22 protein-coding genes are annotated in these 22,683 nt (G+C 58.7%); 12 read left to right on the forward strand and 10 right to left on the reverse strand.

The features are described 5' to 3' along the window. The 12 genes from tolR to folD all read left to right on the forward strand — a co-directional run bounded on the left by tolR (window position 1) and on the right by folD (window position 12,513). Window positions 1-480 (forward strand): protein TolR, encoded by a 480-nt coding sequence (gene tolR, locus BXY66_RS03530; protein WP_132858793.1) that lies wholly within the window; start codon window positions 1-3, stop codon window positions 478-480. 16 nt (window positions 481-496) lie between these two features. Further along, a complete protein-coding gene (locus BXY66_RS03535) occupies window positions 497-1,582 on the forward strand; it encodes an energy transducer TonB (protein ID WP_132858794.1) in 1,086 nt (361 codons plus the stop codon). Beyond that, complete coding sequence (gene tolB / locus BXY66_RS03540; protein ID WP_132858795.1) at window positions 1,579-2,904, forward strand: Tol-Pal system beta propeller repeat protein TolB; 1,326 nt, start codon at window positions 1,579-1,581, stop codon at window positions 2,902-2,904. Before BXY66_RS03535 ends, tolB begins: the two co-directional genes overlap by 4 nt. A gap of 76 nt (window positions 2,905-2,980) precedes the next feature. Then, window positions 2,981-3,481: a peptidoglycan-associated lipoprotein Pal gene (gene pal / locus BXY66_RS03545; protein WP_132858796.1), complete on the forward strand. Its 501-nt coding sequence runs from the start codon at window positions 2,981-2,983 to the stop codon at window positions 3,479-3,481. A 13-nt stretch (window positions 3,482-3,494) separates the two neighbouring features. Next, window positions 3,495-4,346, forward strand: a complete 852-nt coding sequence (ybgF, locus tag BXY66_RS03550; protein WP_425057056.1) for a tol-pal system protein YbgF — start codon at window positions 3,495-3,497, stop codon at window positions 4,344-4,346. A 24-nt stretch (window positions 4,347-4,370) separates the two neighbouring features. Beyond that, window positions 4,371-5,564 carry a tRNA lysidine(34) synthetase TilS gene (gene tilS / locus BXY66_RS03555; RefSeq protein ID WP_165929096.1) on the forward strand — a complete coding sequence of 398 codons (1,194 nt, stop codon included), beginning with the start codon at window positions 4,371-4,373 and terminating at the stop codon, window positions 5,562-5,564. 108 nt (window positions 5,565-5,672) lie between these two features. After that, window positions 5,673-7,598 carry an ATP-dependent zinc metalloprotease FtsH gene (ftsH, locus tag BXY66_RS03560; RefSeq protein ID WP_132858799.1) on the forward strand — a complete coding sequence of 642 codons (1,926 nt, stop codon included), beginning with the start codon at window positions 5,673-5,675 and terminating at the stop codon, window positions 7,596-7,598. Between the two features lie 281 nt (window positions 7,599-7,879). Beyond that, window positions 7,880-8,479 (forward strand): MOSC domain-containing protein, encoded by a 600-nt coding sequence (locus BXY66_RS03565; RefSeq protein ID WP_132858800.1) that lies wholly within the window; start codon window positions 7,880-7,882, stop codon window positions 8,477-8,479. Between the two features lie 177 nt (window positions 8,480-8,656). Further along, complete coding sequence (locus BXY66_RS03570) at window positions 8,657-10,333, forward strand: formate--tetrahydrofolate ligase (protein WP_132858801.1); 1,677 nt, start codon at window positions 8,657-8,659, stop codon at window positions 10,331-10,333. Between the two features lie 63 nt (window positions 10,334-10,396). Further along, the gene (locus BXY66_RS03575; RefSeq protein ID WP_132858802.1) at window positions 10,397-10,693 is read left to right on the forward strand and encodes a chorismate mutase; all 297 of its coding nucleotides are present in this window, start codon (window positions 10,397-10,399) and stop codon (window positions 10,691-10,693) included. An 11-nt stretch (window positions 10,694-10,704) separates the two neighbouring features. Further along, window positions 10,705-11,598, forward strand: a complete 894-nt coding sequence (locus tag BXY66_RS03580; RefSeq protein WP_132858803.1) for a bifunctional 5,10-methylenetetrahydrofolate dehydrogenase/5,10-methenyltetrahydrofolate cyclohydrolase — start codon at window positions 10,705-10,707, stop codon at window positions 11,596-11,598. 12 nt (window positions 11,599-11,610) lie between these two features. Next, complete coding sequence (gene folD, locus BXY66_RS03585) at window positions 11,611-12,513, forward strand: bifunctional methylenetetrahydrofolate dehydrogenase/methenyltetrahydrofolate cyclohydrolase FolD (protein WP_132858804.1); 903 nt, start codon at window positions 11,611-11,613, stop codon at window positions 12,511-12,513. Between the two features lie 50 nt (window positions 12,514-12,563). Here the strand turns inward: folD and BXY66_RS03590 are convergent, their stop codons facing one another. The 10 genes from BXY66_RS03590 to BXY66_RS03635 all read right to left on the reverse strand — a co-directional run bounded on the left by BXY66_RS03590 (window position 12,564) and on the right by BXY66_RS03635 (window position 22,605). Next, window positions 12,564-12,986 (reverse strand): PaaI family thioesterase, encoded by a 423-nt coding sequence (locus BXY66_RS03590; RefSeq protein ID WP_132860324.1) that lies wholly within the window; start codon window positions 12,984-12,986, stop codon window positions 12,564-12,566. A 112-nt stretch (window positions 12,987-13,098) separates the two neighbouring features. Further along, window positions 13,099-13,761, reverse strand: a complete 663-nt coding sequence (gene pdeM / locus BXY66_RS03595; protein ID WP_132858805.1) for a ligase-associated DNA damage response endonuclease PdeM — start codon at window positions 13,759-13,761, stop codon at window positions 13,099-13,101. A gap of 108 nt (window positions 13,762-13,869) precedes the next feature. After that, complete coding sequence (locus tag BXY66_RS03600; protein WP_207911284.1) at window positions 13,870-16,293, reverse strand: ligase-associated DNA damage response DEXH box helicase; 2,424 nt, start codon at window positions 16,291-16,293, stop codon at window positions 13,870-13,872. Then, window positions 16,290-16,622 carry an ArsR/SmtB family transcription factor gene (locus BXY66_RS03605; protein ID WP_425057057.1) on the reverse strand — a complete coding sequence of 111 codons (333 nt, stop codon included), beginning with the start codon at window positions 16,620-16,622 and terminating at the stop codon, window positions 16,290-16,292. Before BXY66_RS03605 ends, BXY66_RS03600 begins: the two co-directional genes overlap by 4 nt. Before the next feature lie 61 nt (window positions 16,623-16,683). Then, window positions 16,684-17,913 carry a mandelate racemase/muconate lactonizing enzyme family protein gene (locus BXY66_RS03610; protein WP_132858806.1) on the reverse strand — a complete coding sequence of 410 codons (1,230 nt, stop codon included), beginning with the start codon at window positions 17,911-17,913 and terminating at the stop codon, window positions 16,684-16,686. Window positions 17,914-18,032: 119 nt separating this feature from the next. Beyond that, the gene (gene tmpB, locus BXY66_RS03615; protein ID WP_132858807.1) at window positions 18,033-18,614 is read right to left on the reverse strand and encodes a (R)-1-hydroxy-2-trimethylaminoethylphosphonate oxygenase; all 582 of its coding nucleotides are present in this window, start codon (window positions 18,612-18,614) and stop codon (window positions 18,033-18,035) included. Further along, window positions 18,611-19,735, reverse strand: a complete 1,125-nt coding sequence (tmpA, locus tag BXY66_RS03620) for a 2-trimethylaminoethylphosphonate dioxygenase (protein WP_132858808.1) — start codon at window positions 19,733-19,735, stop codon at window positions 18,611-18,613. Before tmpA ends, tmpB begins: the two co-directional genes overlap by 4 nt. A gap of 95 nt (window positions 19,736-19,830) precedes the next feature. Further along, entirely contained in the window at window positions 19,831-20,202 is a 372-nt protein-coding gene (locus BXY66_RS03625; RefSeq protein ID WP_132858809.1) for a hypothetical protein, read from the reverse strand. A gap of 24 nt (window positions 20,203-20,226) precedes the next feature. Beyond that, entirely contained in the window at window positions 20,227-21,315 is a 1,089-nt protein-coding gene (locus BXY66_RS03630) for a Zn-dependent alcohol dehydrogenase (protein WP_132858810.1), read from the reverse strand. 87 nt (window positions 21,316-21,402) lie between these two features. Beyond that, window positions 21,403-22,605: a TCR/Tet family MFS transporter gene (locus tag BXY66_RS03635; protein WP_132858811.1), complete on the reverse strand. Its 1,203-nt coding sequence runs from the start codon at window positions 22,603-22,605 to the stop codon at window positions 21,403-21,405. Between the last annotated feature and the right edge of the window lie 78 nt (window positions 22,606-22,683).

A 22,683-nucleotide genomic window follows, 5' to 3' on the forward strand; every position in this document is an offset into this window, starting at 1 on the left:
ATGGGCGCGGGTGTAATGAAATCAGGCGGAGGCGGCGGCAAACGGCGTCGCCGCAGCCGGCGTGGCAGCCAGCCGATGAGCGAAATCAACGTGACACCGTTTGTGGACGTCATGCTGGTGTTACTCATCATCTTCATGGTGGCAGCGCCGCTCCTGACCGTCGGAGTGCCCGTGGAATTGCCCAAGACAGCGGCGAACCCTTTGCCGGGCGAACAGGAAGAACCCCTGACCGTGACCATCGCCGCAGACCTGTCCATCAGCGTGATGACGACGCAAGTTGCTGCCGACGAGCTCGTGCCTATGCTGCGTGCGGTTGCCGCAGAGCGCGACAGTGATCGCGTATATCTGCGCGCCGACGGGGCAATCCCCTATGAGGCCGTGGTGCAGGTCATGGGAGCGCTCAATGCGGGCGGGTTCTCAAACGTGGGTCTTGTGACCGATGTCGGCGGGCCGACACTTGACGGGCAAGACGGGCAATAAGCCGGAGCGCGAATAGGTGCATATCGGACATTATATCTCTGGCGCGGCCCATGTGGGGCTGATCGGCTGGGTTCTGTTTGGCGGTGCTTTCCGCTCGGACCTGCCGCCTGTCGAGGTGTCTGAAGTAGCGATCATTACGGCAGAAGAGTTCGCAGCGCTAACGCCACCGGGAGAAGCGCCGGACCTGAGTTCCGAGGTTGTCGCTCCCAAACCGCCAGAAGCAACCGAAGCACCCGAAGTTGCAGAGCAGCCCGACGAGGACGTTGCGCAGGTTGCTCCCGAAGAGATTGTCGAAACCGAGCCGGATACGGCTCCGGTTGTGCCCGACCCGCAGCCGCCCGAACCGGAAGACGTGATGGATGATGCACCGGTTTTGCCCGAACCGGAGGTCGATACCGCTGTTGTAATTCCCAATACACCGGTTCAGCCTGATCCTGTGCCGGCAGACCGGGTGGCACCCGAGCCTGTGGCACAACCCAAACCTGACACCACGATTGCGGACGATGTTCAGGAAGCCACCCAGCCTGACGAGTCCGGTCAGGCAGCGGAAGAGGTGCTTGAGGACACTGCTCCAGAGGCGGCCTCATCGGAAATCATCACGGAACCAAAACAGGAAGACGTGGCCAGCGCAGCCCCCACAAGCTCGTTGCGCCCGAAACTGCGCCCGGCACGCCCTGCTGTGACCGAGCCGGAGCCGACACCCACCCCCACGCCAACGGACGACGCAGTTGCCGCGGCACTGGCAGAGGCCGCGGAGAGCGAGCCGTCTCCAGCGCCTTCGGGACCACCGCTGACCGGTGGAGAGAAAGATGCGTTGCGCCTTTCCGTGCAACAATGCTGGGTCGTGGATGTGGGCAGCCGTGCTGCGGACGTGACCGTGATTGTCGGGCTGTCACTCGATCGCAACGGCAAGGTGCAGGGTGATGTGAGGCTGATTGATGCCACTGGCGGCGATGAAGCCGCTGTGCGCACGGCATTTCAGGCGGCACGAAGAGCCGTTCTTCGATGCCAGAAAAGCGGCTATGATCTGCCACAAGAAAAATACGACCACTGGAAAGACGTGGAAATTACCTTCAATCCGGAGAAAATGAGGCGCAAATGAAGAAACTGGCTGCGACCCTTCTGATCGGACTCTGTGCCTTGGGTGCCTTTGGGCAATCGGCACAGGCGCAAAGTGGACCTTTGCGGATCGAGATCACTGATGGTGTGATCGAGCCTTTGCCTTATGCCGTGCCGGATTTTGTGGCTGAGACCCCGGGGTCAAACCAGATCTCCAAAGATCTGGCCCGGGTTATCGCGGCGGACCTGAATGGAACCGGCTTGTTCCGCGAAATTCCGGCCAAGGCGCATATCTCGACGATCACGCATTTCGGCAGTCCTGTGCAGTTCGCGGACTGGAAAGCGATCAACGCGCAAGCGCTGATCACCGGTGGCGTTTCGGTGTCGGGCAATCAGCTTGAGGTGAAGTTCCGGGTTTTTGACGTGTTTGCCGGGCAGGAGCTTGGTAACGGTTTGCGGTTCAAAGGTACCACGGACGGTTGGCGGCGTATGGCGCACAAGGTTGCGGACGCGGTGTATAGCCGGATTACTGGCGAAGGCGGCTACTTTGACAGCCGCGTCGTGTTCGTCAGCGAGACGGGCCCCAAAAACGACCGCAAGAAGCGCCTTGCCGTGATGGATTATGACGGGGCGAACCTGACCTATCTTACAGACAGCAAGGATATTGTCCTTGCGCCGCGTTTCTCGCCCACCGGCGACCGGGTTCTGTACACGAGCTATGAAACAGGATTTCCGCAGGTCTATCTGTTGAACGTGGGTTCTGCTCAGCGCCGCGTATTGAGCAACCAGAGCGGGACGATGAGTTTTGCACCGCGTTTCAGTCCGGACGGAAAGAGCGTGGTGATGTCTGTGACAGAGGGGGGCAACACCGACCTGTACAAGATGGACATCGGAAGCGGGAAGCGCAGTCGATTGACATCGACACCTTCAATCGAGACCGCGCCGAGTTTCAGCCCCGATGGCAAGCAGATCGTATTCGAAAGCGACCGATCCGGCAGTCCGCAACTTTACGTTATGAATGCAGGTGGCGGCGAGGCAAAGCGCATCAGTTTCGGTCAGGGGCGCTATGGCACGCCGGTCTGGAGCCCGCGCGGGGATCTGATCGCCTTCACCAAACAGAACAAAGGCCGGTTCCACATCGGCGTTATGCGCACGGATGGCAGCGAAGAGCGGTTGCTGACCGCCTCGTTCCTTGATGAGGGGCCGACATGGGCGCCCAACGGTCGGGTCATTATGTTCACACGCGAGACACGGGGATCGGATGGCGTAAGCGCGCTTTATTCGGTCGATGTTTCCGGGCGCAACCTGAAGCGTGTCGAAGTGGGTGGCGGCGGGTCTGACCCCGCATGGTCGCCGCTTCAGTAAGGCAATATTTTATCAGAGCGGCGGTTGTGGTAGGACTGGCGCAAGAACAGGCAAGGAAACGAAGAGGCACATTGAGATGAAACATCTGAGCAAAGTGGCGCTTGTCGTGGCAGGGCTGGCTTTGGCCGCCTGTAGTCAACCGCATCTGGACGGTAGTGGTACCGGTCCGGGCACCGGTGTCGGCGAGAATGGCAACCCGTCTGATCCGACGTCTGTTGCCTATTTCAACGAAACGATCGGAGATCGTGTCCTGTTTGAGGTGGATCAGTCCACTTTGAGCGAACAGGGGCGGCTTGTGGTGTTGGCGCAGGCCAACTGGCTGTTGGCAAACACGGATTACACAGCCGTTATTGAAGGTCATGCCGACGAGCAGGGCACACGTGAATACAACCTCGCGCTTGGCGCGCGACGTGCGGCGTCGGTGCAAGAACTTCTGGTGTCCCAAGGTGTCGCGGCGAACCGTTTGAGCACAGTGAGCTATGGTAAAGAGCGTCCGATCGAGGTTTGCTCGCAAGAGGCATGTTATGCGCAGAACCGTCGGTCTGTGACGGTGCTGACAGCGGGCTTGTCGGGCTAAGCGCGCGGAGAATATGGAAATGAAGAGCACGGTTTTTGGCGGCTTGACCGCATTGGCCCTGGCGCTGGCCCCGATGATGGGGGCGGCGCAGGAGAGCAGCGACGAAACGCTGGCGGATATCCGTCAGCAATTGACTGTGCTTTATGTCGATATTCAGCGGCTGAAACGCGAACTGTCGACCACTGGCGGGGCTGGTAGCACGGCGCCCGCGGGTGCGAGTACGCTGGAGCGGGTGGATGCAATCGAGCGGCAGTTGCAAGTGCTCACGGGCAAAACCGAGGAGTTGCAGTTTCGTGTCGAACGGATCGTCGAAGACGGTACCAACCGTATTGGGGACCTAGAATTCCGGCTTGTCGAGCTTGAGGGCGGCGATCTGAGCGCTTTGGGCGAAACCACGACACTTGGTGGTGATGTCGAGGACAGCCGCGTTGTTGAAACCGATACCAGCGGTTCTGGTGATGCGGTGGACAGTAGTGAGCTAGCCGTGGGCGAAGAAGCCGATTTTGGGCGTGCCATGACGGCCTTGGACGGTGCCGACTTTGGAGCGGCAGCGGACCAGTTCGCAGCGTTTGTACAAACTTACCCCGGAAGCCCGCTTGAAGCGGAAGCACACCTTCGTCGTGGGCAGGCTCTGGAAGGTATGAACGCGAATACGGATGCCGCACGCGCGTTTCTGGAAGCCTATTCCGGTGGTCCGCAGGCCGGCACCGCGCCAGAGGCCCTATTTCGCCTAGGCAAATCGCTGGGCGCGTTGGGGCAGACCAATGAGGCTTGTGTGACGTTGAACGAGGTCGGCGTACGGTATCCGGCCAGCGGGTTCGTAACGCAGGCGCGGGATGAAATGATGTCGCTGCAGTGTTCCTGAGCGGTGCATGCGCTTGACGAGATGATGGCAAAGGCGCTGCAAGGTGCCTTTGAACAAAATGTCCCAGAGACAATTGGTGTGGCCGTCAGTGGCGGTGGGGACAGCATGGCCGTGCTCGACCTTTTGCGCCGGTGGGGGCGCGCGACACTCGCCGTGGCCAGCGTGAACCACGGTTTGCGAGACGCGGCCGCCGATGAAATAGCCCTGGTTTCAAACTACGTATCGGAGCACGGCCTCCGCCACGACGTTCTGGACTGGAAGTGGGACCGTGGTGGCAATTTGCAGGCGTCGGCCCGTGAAGGGCGGCGTGAGGCGCTTCGGGTATGGGCCCGGTCGCATGGCATTTCCCACGTGGTTTTGGGGCATACAGCGGACGATCAGGCCGAGACGTTTTTGATGCGGTTGGCGCGCGGTTCCGGCGTGGACGGTTTGGCCGGCATGGCGGAAGTTCGAAAAGAGGGCGAGATTACGTGGTTGCGGCCTTTGTTGAGTGCACGCCGCGAGGATCTCCGTTCATACTTGCGCACGGAAAAAATCATCTGGGCCGACGATCCAAGTAACGAGGATACGACCTTTGACCGTGTTAAAGCGCGGCAAATGATGGATGTCCTGAAACCATTGGGGTTGACCGTCGAACGCCTTGTGCAGACCGCGGACCATATGGGACGCGAGAGAACCACGCTTCATTGGGCGGCTGCGGAGGCCAAGGCGCAATTCGCACAGCAGTCCCGTGGCGACATTGTACTGGACGCCGCAGTTTGGAGCGCGCTGCCTCAATCGCTTGCCTTCCGGCTGCTTGCGGATGCCCTGTCTTTTGTGTCGGGGCAGGCCTACCGGCCCAGATTTAAGACGCTGGCAGCCGTCTTTGACGCGGAGAAGGTTACGAGCCTGCACGGCTGTTTGATCTTGAAGGGAAAAAACAGCGTAACCATCACCAGAGAACTGAGGGCGGTTCAGTCCGAAGTTGTCGCATTCGGCAGCGTCTGGGACGGACGTTGGATGGTTCGGGGCCCTGACGTTGAGGGCGGGGTCGTTGGTGCGCTGGGAGAAGCCGGGTTGGCGCTCTGCGGGAACTGGAGGGAAACGGGTGTGCCGCGTGTGAGCTTATTGTCCTCGCCTGCAGTCTGGCGTGGCGAGGAATTGATCGCCGCTCCGCTGGCTGGATTTGGTGAAGGCTGGTATGCTGAGTTGATCAACGGGCGGGACGTGTTTGGATGAATGGAGACAAACAAGCGCAAAAACGCATTGAACTGTGCTCTGTGATGTCTATTTAACTCTAATCGCCGCCATGTTAGGAACCGCGGCGGTTTTTACGGGAGATTTGCCTTGGGCAACGCGCGCAATATAGCCTTTTGGGTCGTCATTTTCTTGCTGATCCTGGCCTTGTTCAACCTTTTTGACAGCAACGGATCGGCACTCCAGAGCCGCGATCAGAGCTACTCTGATTTTGTGGCCGCAGTGGACAGAGACGAAGTGGCGTCGGTCACGCTGGACGGTGAGAAGGCAGTTTACACAACCAAGAGCGGCGAGAGTTTCGTTGCCATCATGCCTGGCGATGCCGAGGTGACCAACTTGTTGATTGATAACAATATTCCGGTCACAGCGAAGAGCCAGGAAACCTCCGGATTCCAGGCGCTTCTGTTCAGCATGCTGCCGGTTCTGCTGTTGGTCGGTGTGTGGATCTACTTCATGAATCGCATGCAGGGCGGTGGCAAGGGCGGCGCGATGGGCTTTGGTAAATCCAAGGCCAAGATGTTGACCGAGAAACATGGTCGCGTGACTTTTGACGACGTGGCCGGCATCGACGAAGCCAAGGAAGAGCTTGAAGAGATTGTCGAATTCCTGCGCAACCCGCAGAAATTCTCGCGACTCGGTGGTAAGATTCCAAAAGGCGCTCTGCTAGTCGGCCCTCCGGGTACTGGTAAGACGTTGCTGGCGCGCGCGATTGCGGGCGAGGCGGGCGTGCCGTTTTTCACAATCTCCGGTTCCGATTTTGTGGAAATGTTCGTTGGCGTGGGCGCCTCACGTGTGCGCGACATGTTCGAGCAGGCTAAGAAAAACGCGCCCTGTATTGTCTTTATCGACGAGATTGACGCCGTAGGCCGCCACCGTGGTGCAGGTTATGGCGGTGGCAACGACGAGCGCGAACAGACGCTCAACCAGCTACTGGTAGAGATGGACGGCTTTGAGGCCAACGAAGGTGTGATCATCCTCGCGGCCACCAACCGCAAGGACGTTCTGGACCCTGCGCTTCTGCGTCCGGGTCGTTTTGACCGCAACGTGACTGTGGGCAATCCCGACATTAAGGGCCGCGAAAAGATTCTGGGCGTGCATGCCCGCAAAACGCCTCTGGGTCCTGACGTGGACCTGCGTATCATTGCGCGAGGCACGCCGGGCTTCTCTGGTGCGGATTTGGCAAACCTCGTGAATGAAGCTGCGCTTATGGCAGCACGCGTGGGTCGTCGTTTCGTCACGATGGAAGACTTTGAAGCTGCCAAAGACAAGGTTATGATGGGCGCCGAGCGCCGGTCGATGGTCTTGACGCAAGACCAGAAAGAGAAAACGGCCTATCACGAAGCAGGTCACGCCGTCGTCGGTCTTGAACTGCCGCTGTGTGATCCGGTGTACAAGGCGACGATCATTCCGCGCGGTGGCGCGCTGGGCATGGTTGTCAGCCTGCCTGAAATGGACCGCCTGAACTATCACCGTGATGAATGTCAGCAGAAGCTGGCGATGACCATGGCAGGCAAGGCGGCCGAGGTGATCAAATACGGTGAAGACCACGTGTCTAACGGCCCAGCCGGTGACATTCAGCAGGCCAGTGCCCTAGCGCGTGCCATGGTGATGCAATGGGGCATGTCCGACAAGGTGGGCAACATTGACTACCAGGAAGCGGCGGCGGGTTACCAAGCCAACGGCGGTGCAGGCGGGTTCTCCGTGTCTGCGACCACCAAGGAGCTGATCGAAGAAGAAGTGAAGCGCTTCATCCAGCAGGGCTATGACGACGCCTTGAAGATCCTGACCGAGAAAAATGAGGAATGGGAACGTTTGGCGCAGGGTCTGCTTGAATATGAGACGCTGACCGGTGACGAGATCAAACGCGTCATGAACGGTGAGCCGCCGAACACAGGTGATGACGATGAGTCCTCTGACCAAGGCAACGCGCCCAGCGTGACTGCCATTCCGAAAACCAAACCCCGCAGCAAGCCGTCTGGTGATGATGGCGGGATGGAGCCGGAACCCACCGGCTGATCCGAGGGACAGACCCTGAGAAGGGACCCAAGACTAGAAACCCCCAAGGTGTGAGGGCACCTTGGGGGTTTTTTTGTGGGCTGCACGACGAGAACGGGCTTGGGCGGTGACCTTTTGTGGCACCCATCCGGTGCGAGAAGAACGGTAACGCTGCCGATGGGGCTGCATCGGGTCAGCCAAAGGATCACGACCCCTGATTGCCCCCGTCACCAAACGTGCGTTGTCTGAGAGACGGTGGTTGTCTACTCCTTTGGCAAAGCAATTCGAGAGGGAGCGGCAGAATGCCTGCGTTGAAACCAACGAGATTTGAAGCGGAAGTTGTCTGGCTGGGACGGGTTTCTGACAGAGGTACGGATTTGCAGGCACAGGGCGCCACGACGTTGCCGCTTGCCTTTGGTGGGGCCGACAACGAAAGCCACGCCGGTGTGACGCGGGCCTCTTGTGTGCGGGTCTCGGCGCTTTATCCGAAGGGCACCGAGATCGTAAATGTGCGCCAGATGTCTGTTCTGAGTCAGGAAGAGCTAGATGAGATCGCCGCCGAAATGGGGTTGGCAAGCCTTGATCCGGCCTGGGTAGGGGCGTCGCTGGTGATCAAGGGGATACCCGATTTTACGCACGTGCCGCCGAACTCGCGCCTTCAGGGGCCGGATGGTGTGACGATCACCATCGATATGGAAAACCGTCCCTGTGTATTTCCGGGTCGTGTGATTGAAGGTGTGCACGAGGGCTTCGGCAAGAAGTTCAAACCGGCCGCCAACAACCGGCGCGGTGTAACGGCCTGGGTCGAGCGGCCGGGAACGCTCAATCTGGGAGACAAATTGCGGCTGTTTATTCCCGATCAACCGGTCTGGAGTGAACTGGAGACCGCGCGGGCACAGTGAGTCTCAATTTTTGACACGGACGGTGCCGATGTTGACGTTACGTTTCCAAAACGAAACGGGTGCCGCGCATGTCGACGCAAGAAGCGCTCTAAATGTCGGAAATGCATCTCGCCGGCGCCTTTGTGAGCGCTACAAAAGAAGCAGAGAGAGCGCCAACATTTTGCGACAGGGACCGTCATGAGTTTCAAAACCGACATCGAAATCGCCCGCGAGGCCAAGAAACGCCCGATTCAGGAAATCGGCGCCAAGCTGGGTATCGGAAGCGATGACCTGCTGCCCTATGGCCACGACAAGGCCAAGGTGAGCCAAGACTTCATCAATTCTGTTCAGGGCAACAAAAACGGCAAGCTGATCCTTGTCACCGCGATCAACCCGACTCCGGCTGGCGAAGGCAAGACAACCACGACCGTGGGCCTTGGTGACGGGCTTTGCGCGATCGGAAAGAAGGCGGCGATCTGCATTCGCGAGGCATCGCTTGGGCCGAACTTCGGTATGAAGGGTGGCGCCGCCGGCGGTGGCTATGCTCAGGTTGTTCCGATGGAAGAGATGAACCTGCACTTCACAGGCGACTTCCACGCGATCACTTCGGCGCACAACCTCCTTTCGGCGATGATCGACAACCATATTTACTGGGGCAACGAGCTCGAGATCGATGAGCGTCGGGTGAGCTGGCGTCGCGTGCTGGATATGAACGACCGAGCGCTGCGTGACACCGTGACTTCGCTTGGCGGCGTGGCCAATGGCTTCCCACGTCAGACAGGTTTTGACATCACCGTGGCGTCTGAAGTCATGGCGATCCTGTGTCTCGCGACCGATCTGGAAGACCTGCAGAAACGTCTGGGAGACATGATTGTCGCCTATCGTCGTGACCGCAGCCCGATTTATGCCCGCGACATCAAAGCGGATGGCGCTATGACCGTGCTGCTGAAGGATGCGATGCAGCCAAACATCGTGCAGACGCTGGAAAACAACCCAGCGTTCGTTCATGGCGGGCCGTTTGCCAACATCGCGCACGGCTGTAACTCAGTGATTGCCACTACCACTGCGCTGAAAATCGCGGACTATGTCGTCACAGAGGCGGGCTTTGGTGCGGACCTAGGTGCCGAGAAGTTCATGAACATCAAGTGCCGCAAGGCCGGCCTTGCGCCTGACGCCGTTGTACTGGTGGCAACGATCCGTGCCATGAAGATGAACGGTGGCGTAGCCAAGGCAGATCTTGGCGCGGAAAATGTGGATGCAGTGAACGAAGGGTGCGCTAACCTTGGGCGTCACATCGGCAACCTCAAACAATTTGGCGTGCCGGTTGTTGTCGCGATCAACCACTTTGTCAGCGACACCGACGCAGAAGTTCAAGCCGTGAAGGACTATGTTGAGGGGCAGGGCTCTGAAGCGATCCTATGTCAGCACTGGGAAAAAGGGTCCGAAGGTACCAAGGAACTGGCTACCCGGGTTGCAGAGATTGCGGATGCCGGTGTGAGCCAATTCGCGCCCCTTTACAAAGACGAACTGTCGCTGTTCGAGAAAATCGAACGTGTCGCGACCTCGATCTATCGTGCGGACGAAGTGTTGGCGGACAAGAAGATCCGTGACCAGCTGCGTCAGTGGGAAGAAGCTGGCTATGGTCATCTGCCGGTTTGTATGGCCAAAACCCAGTATTCCTTCTCGACCGATCCGAACCTTCGCGGTGCGCCGACAGGCCACTCTGTTCCGGTGCGGGAAGTGCGTCTGAGCGCGGGCGCTGGCTTTGTGGTGGTGATCTGCGGTGAGATCATGACCATGCCGGGTCTGCCGCGTCATCCGGCGGCAGAGAACATTCGCATCAACGAAGAAGGTCTGGTCGAAGGCCTGTTCTGATCCGCATTGCGGTTTGGCAAAAGGCGGGGTAGGGCATGCGCGAGAAATTCCGAGAGGAACGCCATGCTTGACCCCGCCGATTGCCCCGACATGCCGACTTTGCGCGATCAGATTGACGCGCTTGACCGTGATCTGGTGCGGCTTCTGGCAAAGCGCACGGGCTATATCGATCGGGCGGTAGAGATCAAGACGGAGGCCGGGCTGCCTGCCTCCATTCCGGCCCGCGTCGAAGACGTGGTGGCCAAAGTGAAAGCCACGGCCGAAACCGAAGGGTTGGACCCGTCGATCGTAGAGGTCATGTGGCGAGAATTGATCGACTGGTCCATCGCGCGCGAAGCGCGGACCATCGATTTCGAATAGCGGAGCGAACCATGCGCGCAGCAGTGATTGACGGAAAAGCAGTGGCCGCGGAGCTGCGGGCCAACGTCAGGGCGGAGGCGCAGAAGTTGAGCGAGCTGGGTTGGTCGCCTCGGCTGGTGTCTGTGAGCGTGGGTGAAACGGCGGCAGCCGAACTCTATGTGCGCAACCAGCAGAAGCAGGCCGAAAGCGCGGGAGTGCAGTTTGAGGCGCGCAACTATCCGGCCGAGACCTCCTTGGAGCAGCTGATCGGAATTCTACAGGGGTTGAATCACGACCCACGGGTGAATGGCATCATCATCCAGCGTCCGCTGCCCGAGCATATTCCAGTTAAATCGCTGCAAAAAGCCGTGCATCCGTTGAAGGACGTGGAAGGCATGCATCCGGCCTCTATCGGCAACATCGTTTACAACGATCTTGCGCTAGGTCCCTGTACTGCGGTGGCGGCCGTGGAAATTCTGAAAACGTTGCCTTTGCAGATGGAAGGTTTGAACGTGACGGTGATCGGGCATTCCGAAATTGTCGGTAAACCCATTGCCTTTTTGATGATGGGCCTAGGGGCGACGGTCACGGTGTGTCACCACATGACGCGTTCGGTGGCGATGCACAGCCGAGCCGCAGATGCCGTGTTTGTTGCCGTTGGGAAACCCGGTCTGGTGACCGGAGACATGATCAAGCCGGGGGCCGCGGTGATCGATATCGGGATTAACCGTGTGGAAACACCGGACGGGCCGCGCACTGTGGGCGATGCGGATTTTGAAAGCTGCGCCGAAGTGGCGGGTTGGATCACGCCGGTTCCGGGCGGTGTAGGGCCCGTGACGGTGGCAACTCTGATGAAAAACGCCGTGTTGGCAACGCGGATGCAAATGGACCACTACCGGGACAGCTATGCCCGGACAGACGTTTAACGGGAGATCAAGATGACAGCGCAAGTGATTGACGGCAAAGCCTTTGCGGCGACGGTCCGCGAAAAGGTGGCAGGCCATGTGGCACGCCTGAAAGAAGAGCACGGCATCACGCCCGGGCTGGCTGTTGTGTTGGTTGGTGAAGACCCCGCAAGCCAGGTTTATGTGCGCTCGAAAGGCAAACAGACCGTAGAAGCCGGCATGAACAGCTATGAACATAAGCTGGAGGCAGACACTTCCGAAGCGGATCTTCTGGCGGTTGTGGATCAGCTTAACAACGATCCCAATGTGCATGGCATTCTGGTTCAGCTTCCGTTGCCGGGGCATCTGAACGAAGATCTGATTATCAACTCGATTGCGCCCGAAAAGGACGTTGACGGGTTCCACATTTCGAACGTGGGTCTGCTGGGTACGGGTCAGAAATCCATGGTGCCTTGCACACCGCTTGGATGTCTGATGATGCTGCGCGACCATCACGGTAGCCTGTCCGGCATGGATGCGGTTGTGATTGGGCGCTCCAACATTGTGGGCAAGCCGATGGCACAGCTTTTGCTGGGCGACAGCTGCACCGTGACCATCGCGCACTCCCGTACCAAGGACCTGCCGGAAGTTGTGAGGCGCGCGGACATTGTTGTGGCGGCCGTGGGTCGTCCGGAAATGGTGCCCGGCGACTGGATCAAGGAAGGCGCAACAGTGATTGACGTTGGCATCAATCGCATTGATGCACCGGAAAAGGGCGAAGGCAAAACCCGGCTTGTGGGCGACGTGCACTACGAAAGCGCGGCGGCCGTTGCTGGCGCAATCACACCTGTGCCGGGTGGCGTCGGCCCGATGACGATTGCCTGCCTACTGGCCAACACGGTGACGGCCTGTTGCCGGGCAAATGGTCTGGCTGAGCCCGAGGGCTTAACTGCGTAAATGGCCGCCTTGTGAACAGCTTGGAAGGCGGTCCTGACGCGGGCCGCCTTTTACTTTGGCAGAACAGGCACCATGGTTCCGGTCATCAACGCGACCTGTGTGCGTGTGCTATCGGAGACGGCGAACACTTCTGCTTGAACAATCACCAGCCGTTTGCCCGGTTTGATGACTTTGCCGACGGCCTCAAGCCGTTCACCTTTTGCTGGTGCGAGCAGGTGAATCTTCATTTCACTTGTCAGAACTTCGGCCTCTAACGGCATGACAGACAACGCGGAATATCCAGCGGCAGAATCCCCTAACCCAAACGTCAGAGCTGCGTGTGCGAAGCCGTGCTGTTGCATGCATCCCTCATTGATGGGCGCATGCAGTGTGACTTGGCCGTGCCTGATCTCATCGATCCGGGCACCGAAAGTCGACATCATGGACTGTTTGGCGAAGCTCTCGTGGAGTTTTTCGGAGATCTCGGGTGTCATACTCATGAAAAGATCCGGAAGTGAACGGCTGGTCAATATGAGAAGGTCAAACGCTTGCGTTGGTCAATGGGCATAATTTTTTGACGCCGGGTTAATAATTTATCCGCAAAAGTTAACGCGGCATGGGCACCATGCGTGGGGTCTGTCCCGTGATGATCGCCGTGGCTTCGGGACGCATAAGGGTTTTGAGCACGTCATCCGAACTGCGCAAGCCTCCGGTATAGGTGCCATAGGCCGGCATGATGACGCGGTCGCTGTCGATCAGAAAGGCTGGACGGGTAATGCTGCGCAGCCGCGTTTGTACACGAACTTTCGGGTGATAATGGCCGGAGATTTCGCCGCTTTTGCCTGTTTCTGCAATGTGGCGAAATGTGAGGGGTGGAAGCGGAAGCTCTGCGAGATGGGTGCCCCCGAGATCGATTGGCCCCGGGTCGTGGTTGCCTTCGATCCAGACCCAGCGGCGTCCGGCTTGGAGACGGGAAATCCAGAGACGGTCCGACTCGGGCAATGTGCGGGCCGCTTCGACGTCGTCGAAGCTGTCTCCGAGGCAAACCACGGTCGCCGCGTTGGTTGCATTGAGGTCGTTCTCAAGACGGATCAGCGTGTCGCGAGTCTCGTACGGAGGTAAAGAGGGGCCGCCACGCCGCAGAATTCGTTCGGTTTTTCCAAGGTGCAGGTCGGAGACAACAAGCAAGCGTTGGTCTGCCCACCAAAGGGCTCCGGAGCCAAGTGCAGTGAGGCGTGCACCAGCGAGGGAGAAGTCTGCGCCGTTCATGGTACGTTCCTATCCCGAAGGGCCAATCCAGACAAGTGGCGGACTCGAAAACTTACACAAATGGAACAAATTTTAGCGAAATTGTTAACGTTCCGCCGTTAACACAAATTAACCTTCGACATTGTAGAGACCACTGTCGCGCATCAGGCTTGCGGTCTCTTCGGCAAGCAATCTTTCTTCGGCGCTGCCGCTCTGAACGGGAACTTTTCCGACTTCTAGAAACAGTGGGGCGGACAATGGTGTCACGTGAGGCGTGCGGACGTGATCAATGCGGCCTCCGACGCGCGTAAGCATGTCTTCAATGCGTGCGAAATCGACAAGACCGCTGAGTGCCTCATTTCGCGTGACTTTCATCAGAAGATGATCCGGATCGTATTTCAGCAGCGTGTCGTAGAGAATGTCAGAGCTGAAGGTCGCTTGCCGTCCCGACTTGCGCTGACCTGGGGTGTTACGCTCGATTAGGCCTGCGATTGTTGCAGCCCCGCGGAAGGTACGTTTCATCAGTGCATTTCCCGCGAGCCAGCCATCAAGACCGTCGCGCAAAGCGTTGAGATCAAAAAGAGGTTCCGGATCTGCTATTTCGTCCAACCCCCAGATCAAGGTGGCATAGTCAGTAGAGACAAAACCCATCGGAGCGAGGTCGAGGTCTTCCATGCGCTTGGTAAGCAACAACCCGAGCGTCTGCTGTGCGTTGCGACCGGCAAAGCCGTAGACGACCATATTTTCACGGCCGTCCCGGGGAAACGTTTCCACCAGAAGTCGACCGGGCTCCGGCAGACGAGACATGTCGCGCTGAAGGCGTAGCCAGTCCGCAGTGTGCTCAGGCAATTCCGGCCAACTGTCTTGTTGCAGAAAGCGGAGAGTGCGTTGACTGAGTTGTGTGGATGTCGCGAATTTGGTTCCGGAGAATACAGCGACCCGAGGCTTTTTTGCGGCATTGCGGGAAACTTCGACCGTCATTTCACGTAAGCCTTCGTAACGGACGATCTGTCCGCCGATCAAAAAAGTGTCCCCTTGTGACAACGATGCCGCAAAGGCTTCTTCGACTTCGCCAAGAGGTTTGCCGCCACGATTGCGCTTGAGACGGACCTTGAGTGTGTCGGCGTCCTGAATGGTTCCTGCGTTCATGCGTATCCGCGCGGCTGCGCGCGGATCGCGCAGGTGCCAGAGGCCGTCACGTTCTTGCAGCCGTTGCCACCGGTCATAAGCCCGAAAGGCGTAGCCGCCAGTCGCGCAAAACTCGAGGCAGGCATCAAACTCCTCTCGAGTCAGATCGGCATAGGCACCTGAAGAGGTCATCTCGGTAAACAGGGCATCGGCGGAAAAGGGAGCCGATGCTGCGGCGAGCAAGATGTGTTGGCAAAGTACGTCTTGGGGTCCACGCGCGCGGGGATCGCCGTCAAGGTCGCCTTCGCGGACGGCCTGCAGCGCGTTAACGCATTCCACAACTTCCCAGCGGTTGGCCGGCACGAGTAAGGCTTTGGAGGGAGCGTTGTAGCGATGGTTGGCGCGACCGATGCGCTGCACCAGCCGTTTTACGTTCTTGGGGGCACCAACCTGAATGACGAGGTCCACATCACCCCAGTCGATGCCAAGATCGAGGGAACCGGTACAAACGATTGCCCTTAGATCGCCCCGCACCATTGCAGCTTCGACCCTTTCGCGTTGCTGCCTGTCGAGGCTGCCGTGGTGGATGCCGATGGGAAGACTGTCTTCGTTAGCAAGCCACAGATTATGAAAGAAAATTTCCGCCTGCGCACGTGTATTGTGAAAGATCAGTGTGGTCTTGTGTTGCCTCACCTGTTCCAGAACAGCGGGGATGGCATAGGCAGCCCCGCCGCCTGACCAAGGGGGCGCTTCGTTGGGTTGAAGCATGGCGATATCCGGCGCTGGCCCAGGGTCTGCCGTGATGATCGAGCAGGGGTCGGGGTGCCGCGCGAGCAGGTCTGCGATCTCGCTTGGCCGGTCAACCGTGGCCGACAGGCCGACACGTCGTAGGTCAGGACAGAGGCTTTGCAAACGGGCAAGTGCGAGGAACAGTTGGTCGCCGCGTTTGGAATCAGCCAGAGCGTGGATTTCGTCGACAATAACGCGCTTGAGGCCTTTGAAGATGCGCGGTGCATCCTCGTATGACGTCAGGAGAGCGAGGCTTTCCGGCGTGGTCAGCAATATGTGCGGAGGGTCGACACGCTGGCGTTTTTTCGCAGTTTGCGAGGTGTCGCCGGTGCGGTCCTCGATGCGGATCGGAAGCCCGATGTCCTCGACCGGCGTGCGTAAATTGCGTTTGATGTCGGCAGCAAGGGCCTTGAGTGGCGAGACATAGAGTGTGTGCAGGCCCGCGTGGTTTCCATCGGCCAATTCGGCAAGTGTCGGCAGGAAACCCGCCATCGTCTTGCCACCGCCGGTTGGCGCAATCAGCAGCGTGCATGGGTCGGCCGCACGTGCGAGCATTTCGCGTTGATGCGGGTGGATGTCCCAACCGCGCGTGGCAAACCAGCCTTCCAAAGCGGCGGGCAGTTGAGGCGATGTCACTTGGCGTTAGGCGCGCAAAAGAGGTTGTAAAGCAATGAGATAACCTCTGCCGTGTTGCGGTCCGCCAGCGTGTAGTAGATGGTTTTGCCCTCTCGGCGCGTGGCGACAAGGCCTTCTTCGCGCAGGCGGGAAAGCATCTGACTTACAGCGGCCTGACGCAGGTCGAGGAGATCCTCAAGTTCGCCAACAGATTTCTCACCGGAGCCGAGATGACACAGGATCATCAGACGTCCTTCGTGCGCCAACGTCTTGAGATAGGCGGCGGCGGCTTGTGCATTTTGCGCCATTTCCGTTGGGGGCGCTGGCGGTTTCTGAAGGGTCTCGGTCATCACGTCTGCTCTCTTGCGTCAGAGAGATATAGCATCGGCGAGAAAGGTTTTCGAGATGTCTTCAGGTTTTTGGAGGCGCGCCGCCTTCGAAACTGTTTCCGTTGACGTAGTCACAGGGTTCGTCCTGCATTTGCAAGTGAAGTCCGGTGTCGGTGAAAGGGTGCGCTCGGGCAAGGTCTTCGTTGACCTCAATGCCGAGCCCCGCGGCCGTGGGCGGGGTCACGAAACCGTCCTCGACTGAGATCGATGAGGATATCAGCGCGTCGTGGAATTCGGTTTCGATGGTCTCGATCATTAGCAGGTTGGGGATGGACGCTGCGAGGTGGATGTTGGCAGCCCACTCCACCGGCCCGGCATAAAGGTGGGGTGCCATTTGAGCGTTGTAACATTCTGCAATTGCAGCAACTTTCTTCATTTCCCAAATGCCGCCGGCACGCCCGAGGGCAGGTTGCAGAATTTCGGCCGCACCGGTGCGAAGCACGGTTGCGAATTCCGATTTGGTCGTCATGCGCTCACCCGTTGCGACCGGAATACGCACGTTGCGAGCCACTCGGGCCATGTCTTCGATGTTATCAGGCGGTGTCGGTTCTTCGAACCAGAGCGGGCTGTATGGCTCCAGTGCCTGACCGAGGCGGATGGCGCCCGCTGTGTTGAATTGTCCGTGGGTGCCGAAAAGCAGGTCTGCTCTGTCGCCGACTGCTTCTCTTATGGCTTTGCAGAAGGCGACAGACATGGAGATGTCGGACATGGCGGGCATATGTCCGCCGCGCATGGTGTAAGGGCCGGCGGGATCGAACTTTACAGCGGTATAGCCTTGGCGCACCATTTCGGCGGCGGTTTCTCCCGCCATTTCTGGGGAAGTCCAGAAATCGGAAACCTTATGATGATCAAGGGGATAGAGATAGGTATAGGCGCGCAAGCGCTCGTTCATCAAGCCGCCGAGCAGAGCATAAACCGGGCGATCGCGGTCTTTGCCAAGAATGTCCCAACAGGCAATTTCGAGGCCGGAAAATGCACCCATCACAGTCAGGTCAGGACGCTGGGTGAAGCCGGATGAATAGGTCCGGCGGAAAAGGCGCTCGATGTTTTCGGGGTTTTCGTCAAGGAAGTAGCGGTCAAACACGTCGCGAATAACGTGGGTCATCGCGTCCGGACCTACTGATGAGGCGTAGCATTCACCCCAGCCGGTGACGCCGGTGTTTGTGGTCAGCTTGACGAGTATCCAGTAGCGGCCACCCCAACCGGGCGCGGGCGGCGCAGTGACGATGACGTCGAGATCTGTGAGTTTCATGGTCTTGTCCCTGTGGTCAGTCGCTCTCTGACGAACGGTCTGAATTTTGCTGTTTCTGACGTCTGCAAAACGTCGGTATTTCGTCGGCACCGCATCTGTGCCGATTGGGTGGGCTTGATTTATCTCTGGTGGCTCATGTGGGCGTCGACAACTCTTTGAACCATTGGCGCAAAATGGGCGTAGTCGGGCGTCGGCATGTCCGGGCGTTTTCCGGCTTCGTCCAAGTAGCGGACCTGTATGATTTTCTCCAAATTCGGGTTCTGTTCGAATTCGGTAACTTCGGCGTCGGACATTGGGCCGCCTTGAAGATTGAGCGAATGGATCGACGCGTCTGACAGGCGGTCAAAATATTCCGGCTTGGTGGCGCAAAGATATCGTTTTGCGGCCACATGAAACCGCACGCAATCGGTGACCACCGACGGGAAGAATTCGGCCAATACCTTGGCGCCGGCTTCCTCGTGAAACCGGTCTTTGGTGTCTTCCATGGAAAACGTTCCGAATTCGGAAGTAAAATGGCCGATGTCGTGCAGGAGCGCTGCAACTATGATGTCCTCGCTCATGCCGTTCTGTTCCGCGATTGTCGCCCCCTGAAGCATGTGTTCAGCCATGGTGACGGGTTCGCCCAGATATTCTTCGTCGCCGCATCGCGCAAAGATGTCGCCGATGAAATCAACGATGGTGTCTTGTGTGAGTTCGGTCATGGTTCGATCTCCAACGCGGCAAGCGTCGACAGCAGGCCGTCCTTATCTGCGTAACAGCCTTGGAGCCAGCGATTGCCCGCGCCCGAGTATCCTTTGCGGGCGTGAAGAACGCGGGTGTTGTCAACGATGAATGCTTCTCCCGGGACCAGTTTGAACCGGACCTCCGACGCAGGGTCGTCGATGATGTCGCTCAGCTGGCGCAGCGCAGTGTAGTAATCTGTCATTTTGTCAAATGGTACGTCCAGTGGCGGAGCAGCGGAACGTGCGTTGAACCGGATGGAGTTCAATGTGCCCTCCGGTGTGAGTTCGATGACCGGACGGCGTGACGTGAGCTTTACGCCGGCCTCGCCAGCATATTCGAAACGGGCGGAGTGGCTGTGCAAAAGCGCAAAGCCATCCGGATTGTCTTGTCGCAACCTTTGCACAGCTGCAAATCCATCAACCACCATGTTGTCGCCGCCTTCAGCAGAATTCTCAAGACAGGCAAGGACTTGAAGGGTCGGAACAGGGTCGCGATAGGGGTTGTCTGTGTGGGCCTGAAGGCCGAGGCCTGTAAAGGCGAGATTGGTTGGATTGACCTCGGTACGGACTTCGAAATGCCGACCATAGTTGGTTTCCCGCACAAAGCCAAAAAGGGCAACGATGTCGAATAGTGCACCCGGTTTCGGTGGCATACCGGATACTTTGGCAAACCCGTAGCGGCGGATGGCCGCAAGCCAGTCGCGTTTGGCACGGTTGCTGCTTTGCAGGTCGGGCAGGTGTCCGGTCGGCACGCGCTCCATCAAAGACGCGTCCCATGTCTCAGCGTGTTCCGGCAAATGTCCTTTGTCGGTTTTGAGAACACGGTCATAGGCGTTGGCTGCGAGCCACTCGACGGGGAAAGCCGTGGACTTGCCGTCTGTAAAGGTCATCGAGACGGTTGTGTCCGACGCTTCGGCAGTCGCGAGTTTGCAGGTGTCTGGCAGGTCGGCGAGCGTTGTGAGGCGTTGCCCGTTGTTTTGATCCCGATTGGATGGGTCAAGGGCGTTGTGGCGGAGCCAGACTGCGTGAAATCGGAGCACACCTTGCGGCAAGGAAAGAGCGAGAACTTGGCCTTGGTCTTGCAATGTGGCGTCGGTCATTTCTGAACTCCTGCTGTGTTGCGGCGCCGGCGTTTCGCCCGGGGGCTGGCTATCGTCTGCCTGTCGCGACGGAAGATGGGTCGGGATGCGCCAACTCAGGTCCCCATTGATGCTGCGAAGGCTTCAAGTTCGCGCTCGATTTCGGTGATCGCTGCTTGCGTGCTGAAGAAATAGAGATCGGGCGCGTCAACATCGTCCATGAAGACCTCGATCTCCATGGCGATGTCTTCTCCGTCAAAACCGCATGTGATTTTCCAGCGCCTTGTGTCTTCGACGGGGATATCGGAAAGGCCATCGCCGATGGCCGTGGCCACATCTGCGGGCAGTTCAAAGCGCGGATGGTTGGTCAGCCGTGTCAGAAAAGGCGCGACCTCGACGGCGTCAAAATTCATGGACGTCGTCGAGGTGATCGGCGGCGGCGGTTTCGGCGCCGACGGTTTGAAGAGGTCTGTGACGAATTTCAGCACGGCTGTCCTCCGGATACGGACTGATTAGCGGTCAAACACAATCACGTTGCGCTTCGCGCTGCCGGTTTTGGTGTCGGCGATGGCCTCGTTGATCTGGTCAAGTGTCCAGCGGCCCGAGATCAGTTCGTCAAGCTTCAGGCGGCCCTGCTGGTAAAGGTCCACCATCCACGGAATGTCACGCTTGATGACCACGTCGCCCATCTTGCTGCCTTGCATGCCCTGACCGATGGCAGCGAGGATAACCGGCTCATAAGTGGATTTGGCGCCGGAATGCGGCATGCCAACCATGATGACCTTGCCACCAGGCGCGAGATAGCGGGGGGCGTCGTCATAGGCGGGGATCGCGCCGACGGTGACAATAACCGCGTCGGCGCCGCGGCCCATTGCGCGCATTGCTTTCACAAAGGGCTTCTTTTCGGTTGCCAGAACCCCGTCTGTGGCGCCGAATTCCTTCGCGATTTCAAGCTTTTCCTCGCTCATGTCCACCGCGACGATCCGGCGGGCTCCAGCGATGCGGGCGCCTTGAATGGCGTTCAGGCCCACGCCGCCGGCGCCGATCACGACCACATCCTGACCGGCGCGAATTTGGGCGGCGTTTACCACGGCTCCGACGCCGGTGATCACGCCGCACGCAATTAGGCTGGCGGCCTCCATCGGAATGTCTTCGGAGATTTTCACAACCTGCGACTGGTCGACCACGACCTTCTCGGCAAAGGCCCCGCAGGCCATGGCCTGATGCAGTTTGCCGCCATCTGTTGTGCTCAAAGGCCCCTTGTCGCCGTCGTAGGGCGTACCACAGATCACCGGCTTGCCCTCGGAGCAGGAGGGGCATGTGCCGCAGGCACGGATCAACGTGACAATAACAGGGTCGCCTTCGGCCAGACCGGTGACGCCCGCGCCCACCGACGTAATGCGTCCTGAAGCTTCGTGGCCGTAAACGGCAGGCAGGCTTCCGCCCCAAGCGCCGTCAGCGAAGGAAATATCGGAATGGCAAATTGCCACCGCGGACAATTCAACTTCGATTTCGCCCATTTGGGGCGCACGCAGAGTGACGTCTTCGACAACGAGGGGTTGGCCGAACTCGTGGCAAACAGCGGCTTTGATGGTGGTCATGTGGTCTGATCCTCTCCTGTTCCCAACAGTTTGGGGCAGGATAGGGAGGCTGTCATGCTAAACCAGACAAAGAGCGTCGTTTTTGGGTTATTTGCCGCCACGTGAGTTTTGGAAAACCACAAAGGACAAGACCATCAACAGGGCCGCCAGCAGGAACGGAGCGCCGGGCAGGTAGAGAATCGCGTGCTCTTTGGAGAAGAAGGCGAAGGTCTGTGTCATCACCAAGGGTGCGGCGATGTGGGCGAGGGATGTGAGCGAGGCCGAGACACCTTGTAGCTCGCCTTGAGCGTCGTCCGGAACGCGGCGGGACATGATCCCCTGAAGCGCCGGCAGACCGATGCCGCCAAGCGCGGCGATCGGCACTGTTGCGAGCACGAGCCAGCCGATGGATACAAAACCGAGGAAGAGCAACGCTGCCACCTCGATAGCCAACCCGATCAGCACCGTGCGACGGTTGCCGAAAATGCGCACGGACGGCGCGATCAAAAAGCCCTGAACCAGTGCAAATCCAATGCCGTAGACCGCCAGTGACACGCCGATCATGCGAGGTTCCCAGCCGAAGCGCTCGGCTGTGAAATACGGCCAGATAGCCGGGTAAACGGCGGTTGCGATCTGATACAACAGAAAGACAGTAAGCAGGCGGGTCATGGCTGGCAGCTTGCCCAACGCCTTGAGTGAACCGAGTGGGTTCGCGCGTCGCCATTCAAAGGTGCGGCGGTTCTTTTCTGTCACCGTTTCCGTGAGTGTGAACCAGCCGAGAAGGGCGTTTGCACCCGCGAGAATTGCGGCGGCCCAGAATGGAGCGCGGGTACCGAATTCGCCAAGAATGCCACCAATTGCCGGGCCAAGCACGAAGCCGATGCCGAAACCTGCGCCCACGATCCCGAAGGCCTTGGCTTTGTCCTCGGGTTTGGAAATATCGGCCATATAGGCCAACGCGGTTGCATAGGTCGCGGCGGTGATGCCCGCAATGATGCGCCCGACAACCAGAAGCCACATGGAATTTGCCAACGCCATGATCACGTAGTCTGCGGACATAACAGCGAGGCTAACCAGAAGTACTTTGCGCCGTCCGTAGCGGTCAGAAAGGTTGCCCAGAAGAGGGCCGCACAGAAACTGCATTACCGCGAAAACGGTGGCGAGAATACCGCCCCAGACCGCCGCTTGCGCCAGATCACCGCCCATCACCTCGCGGATCAGGTCCGGCATGACCGGGATAATCAAACCGATGCCCATGGCGTCTATGGTCACAGTGGCCAGAATGACCAGTATGGGTAGGCGGTTCGTCATAAGTCGGTCCAGTTCGTCAATCGCGAGTGCTACGCGGTAGAGCAGAACATGGGGGCAATTTTTTTAAATGGGAAGTGC

The organism is Shimia isoporae, assembly GCF_004346865.1.
Taxonomy (GTDB): domain Bacteria; phylum Pseudomonadota; class Alphaproteobacteria; order Rhodobacterales; family Rhodobacteraceae; genus Shimia; species Shimia isoporae.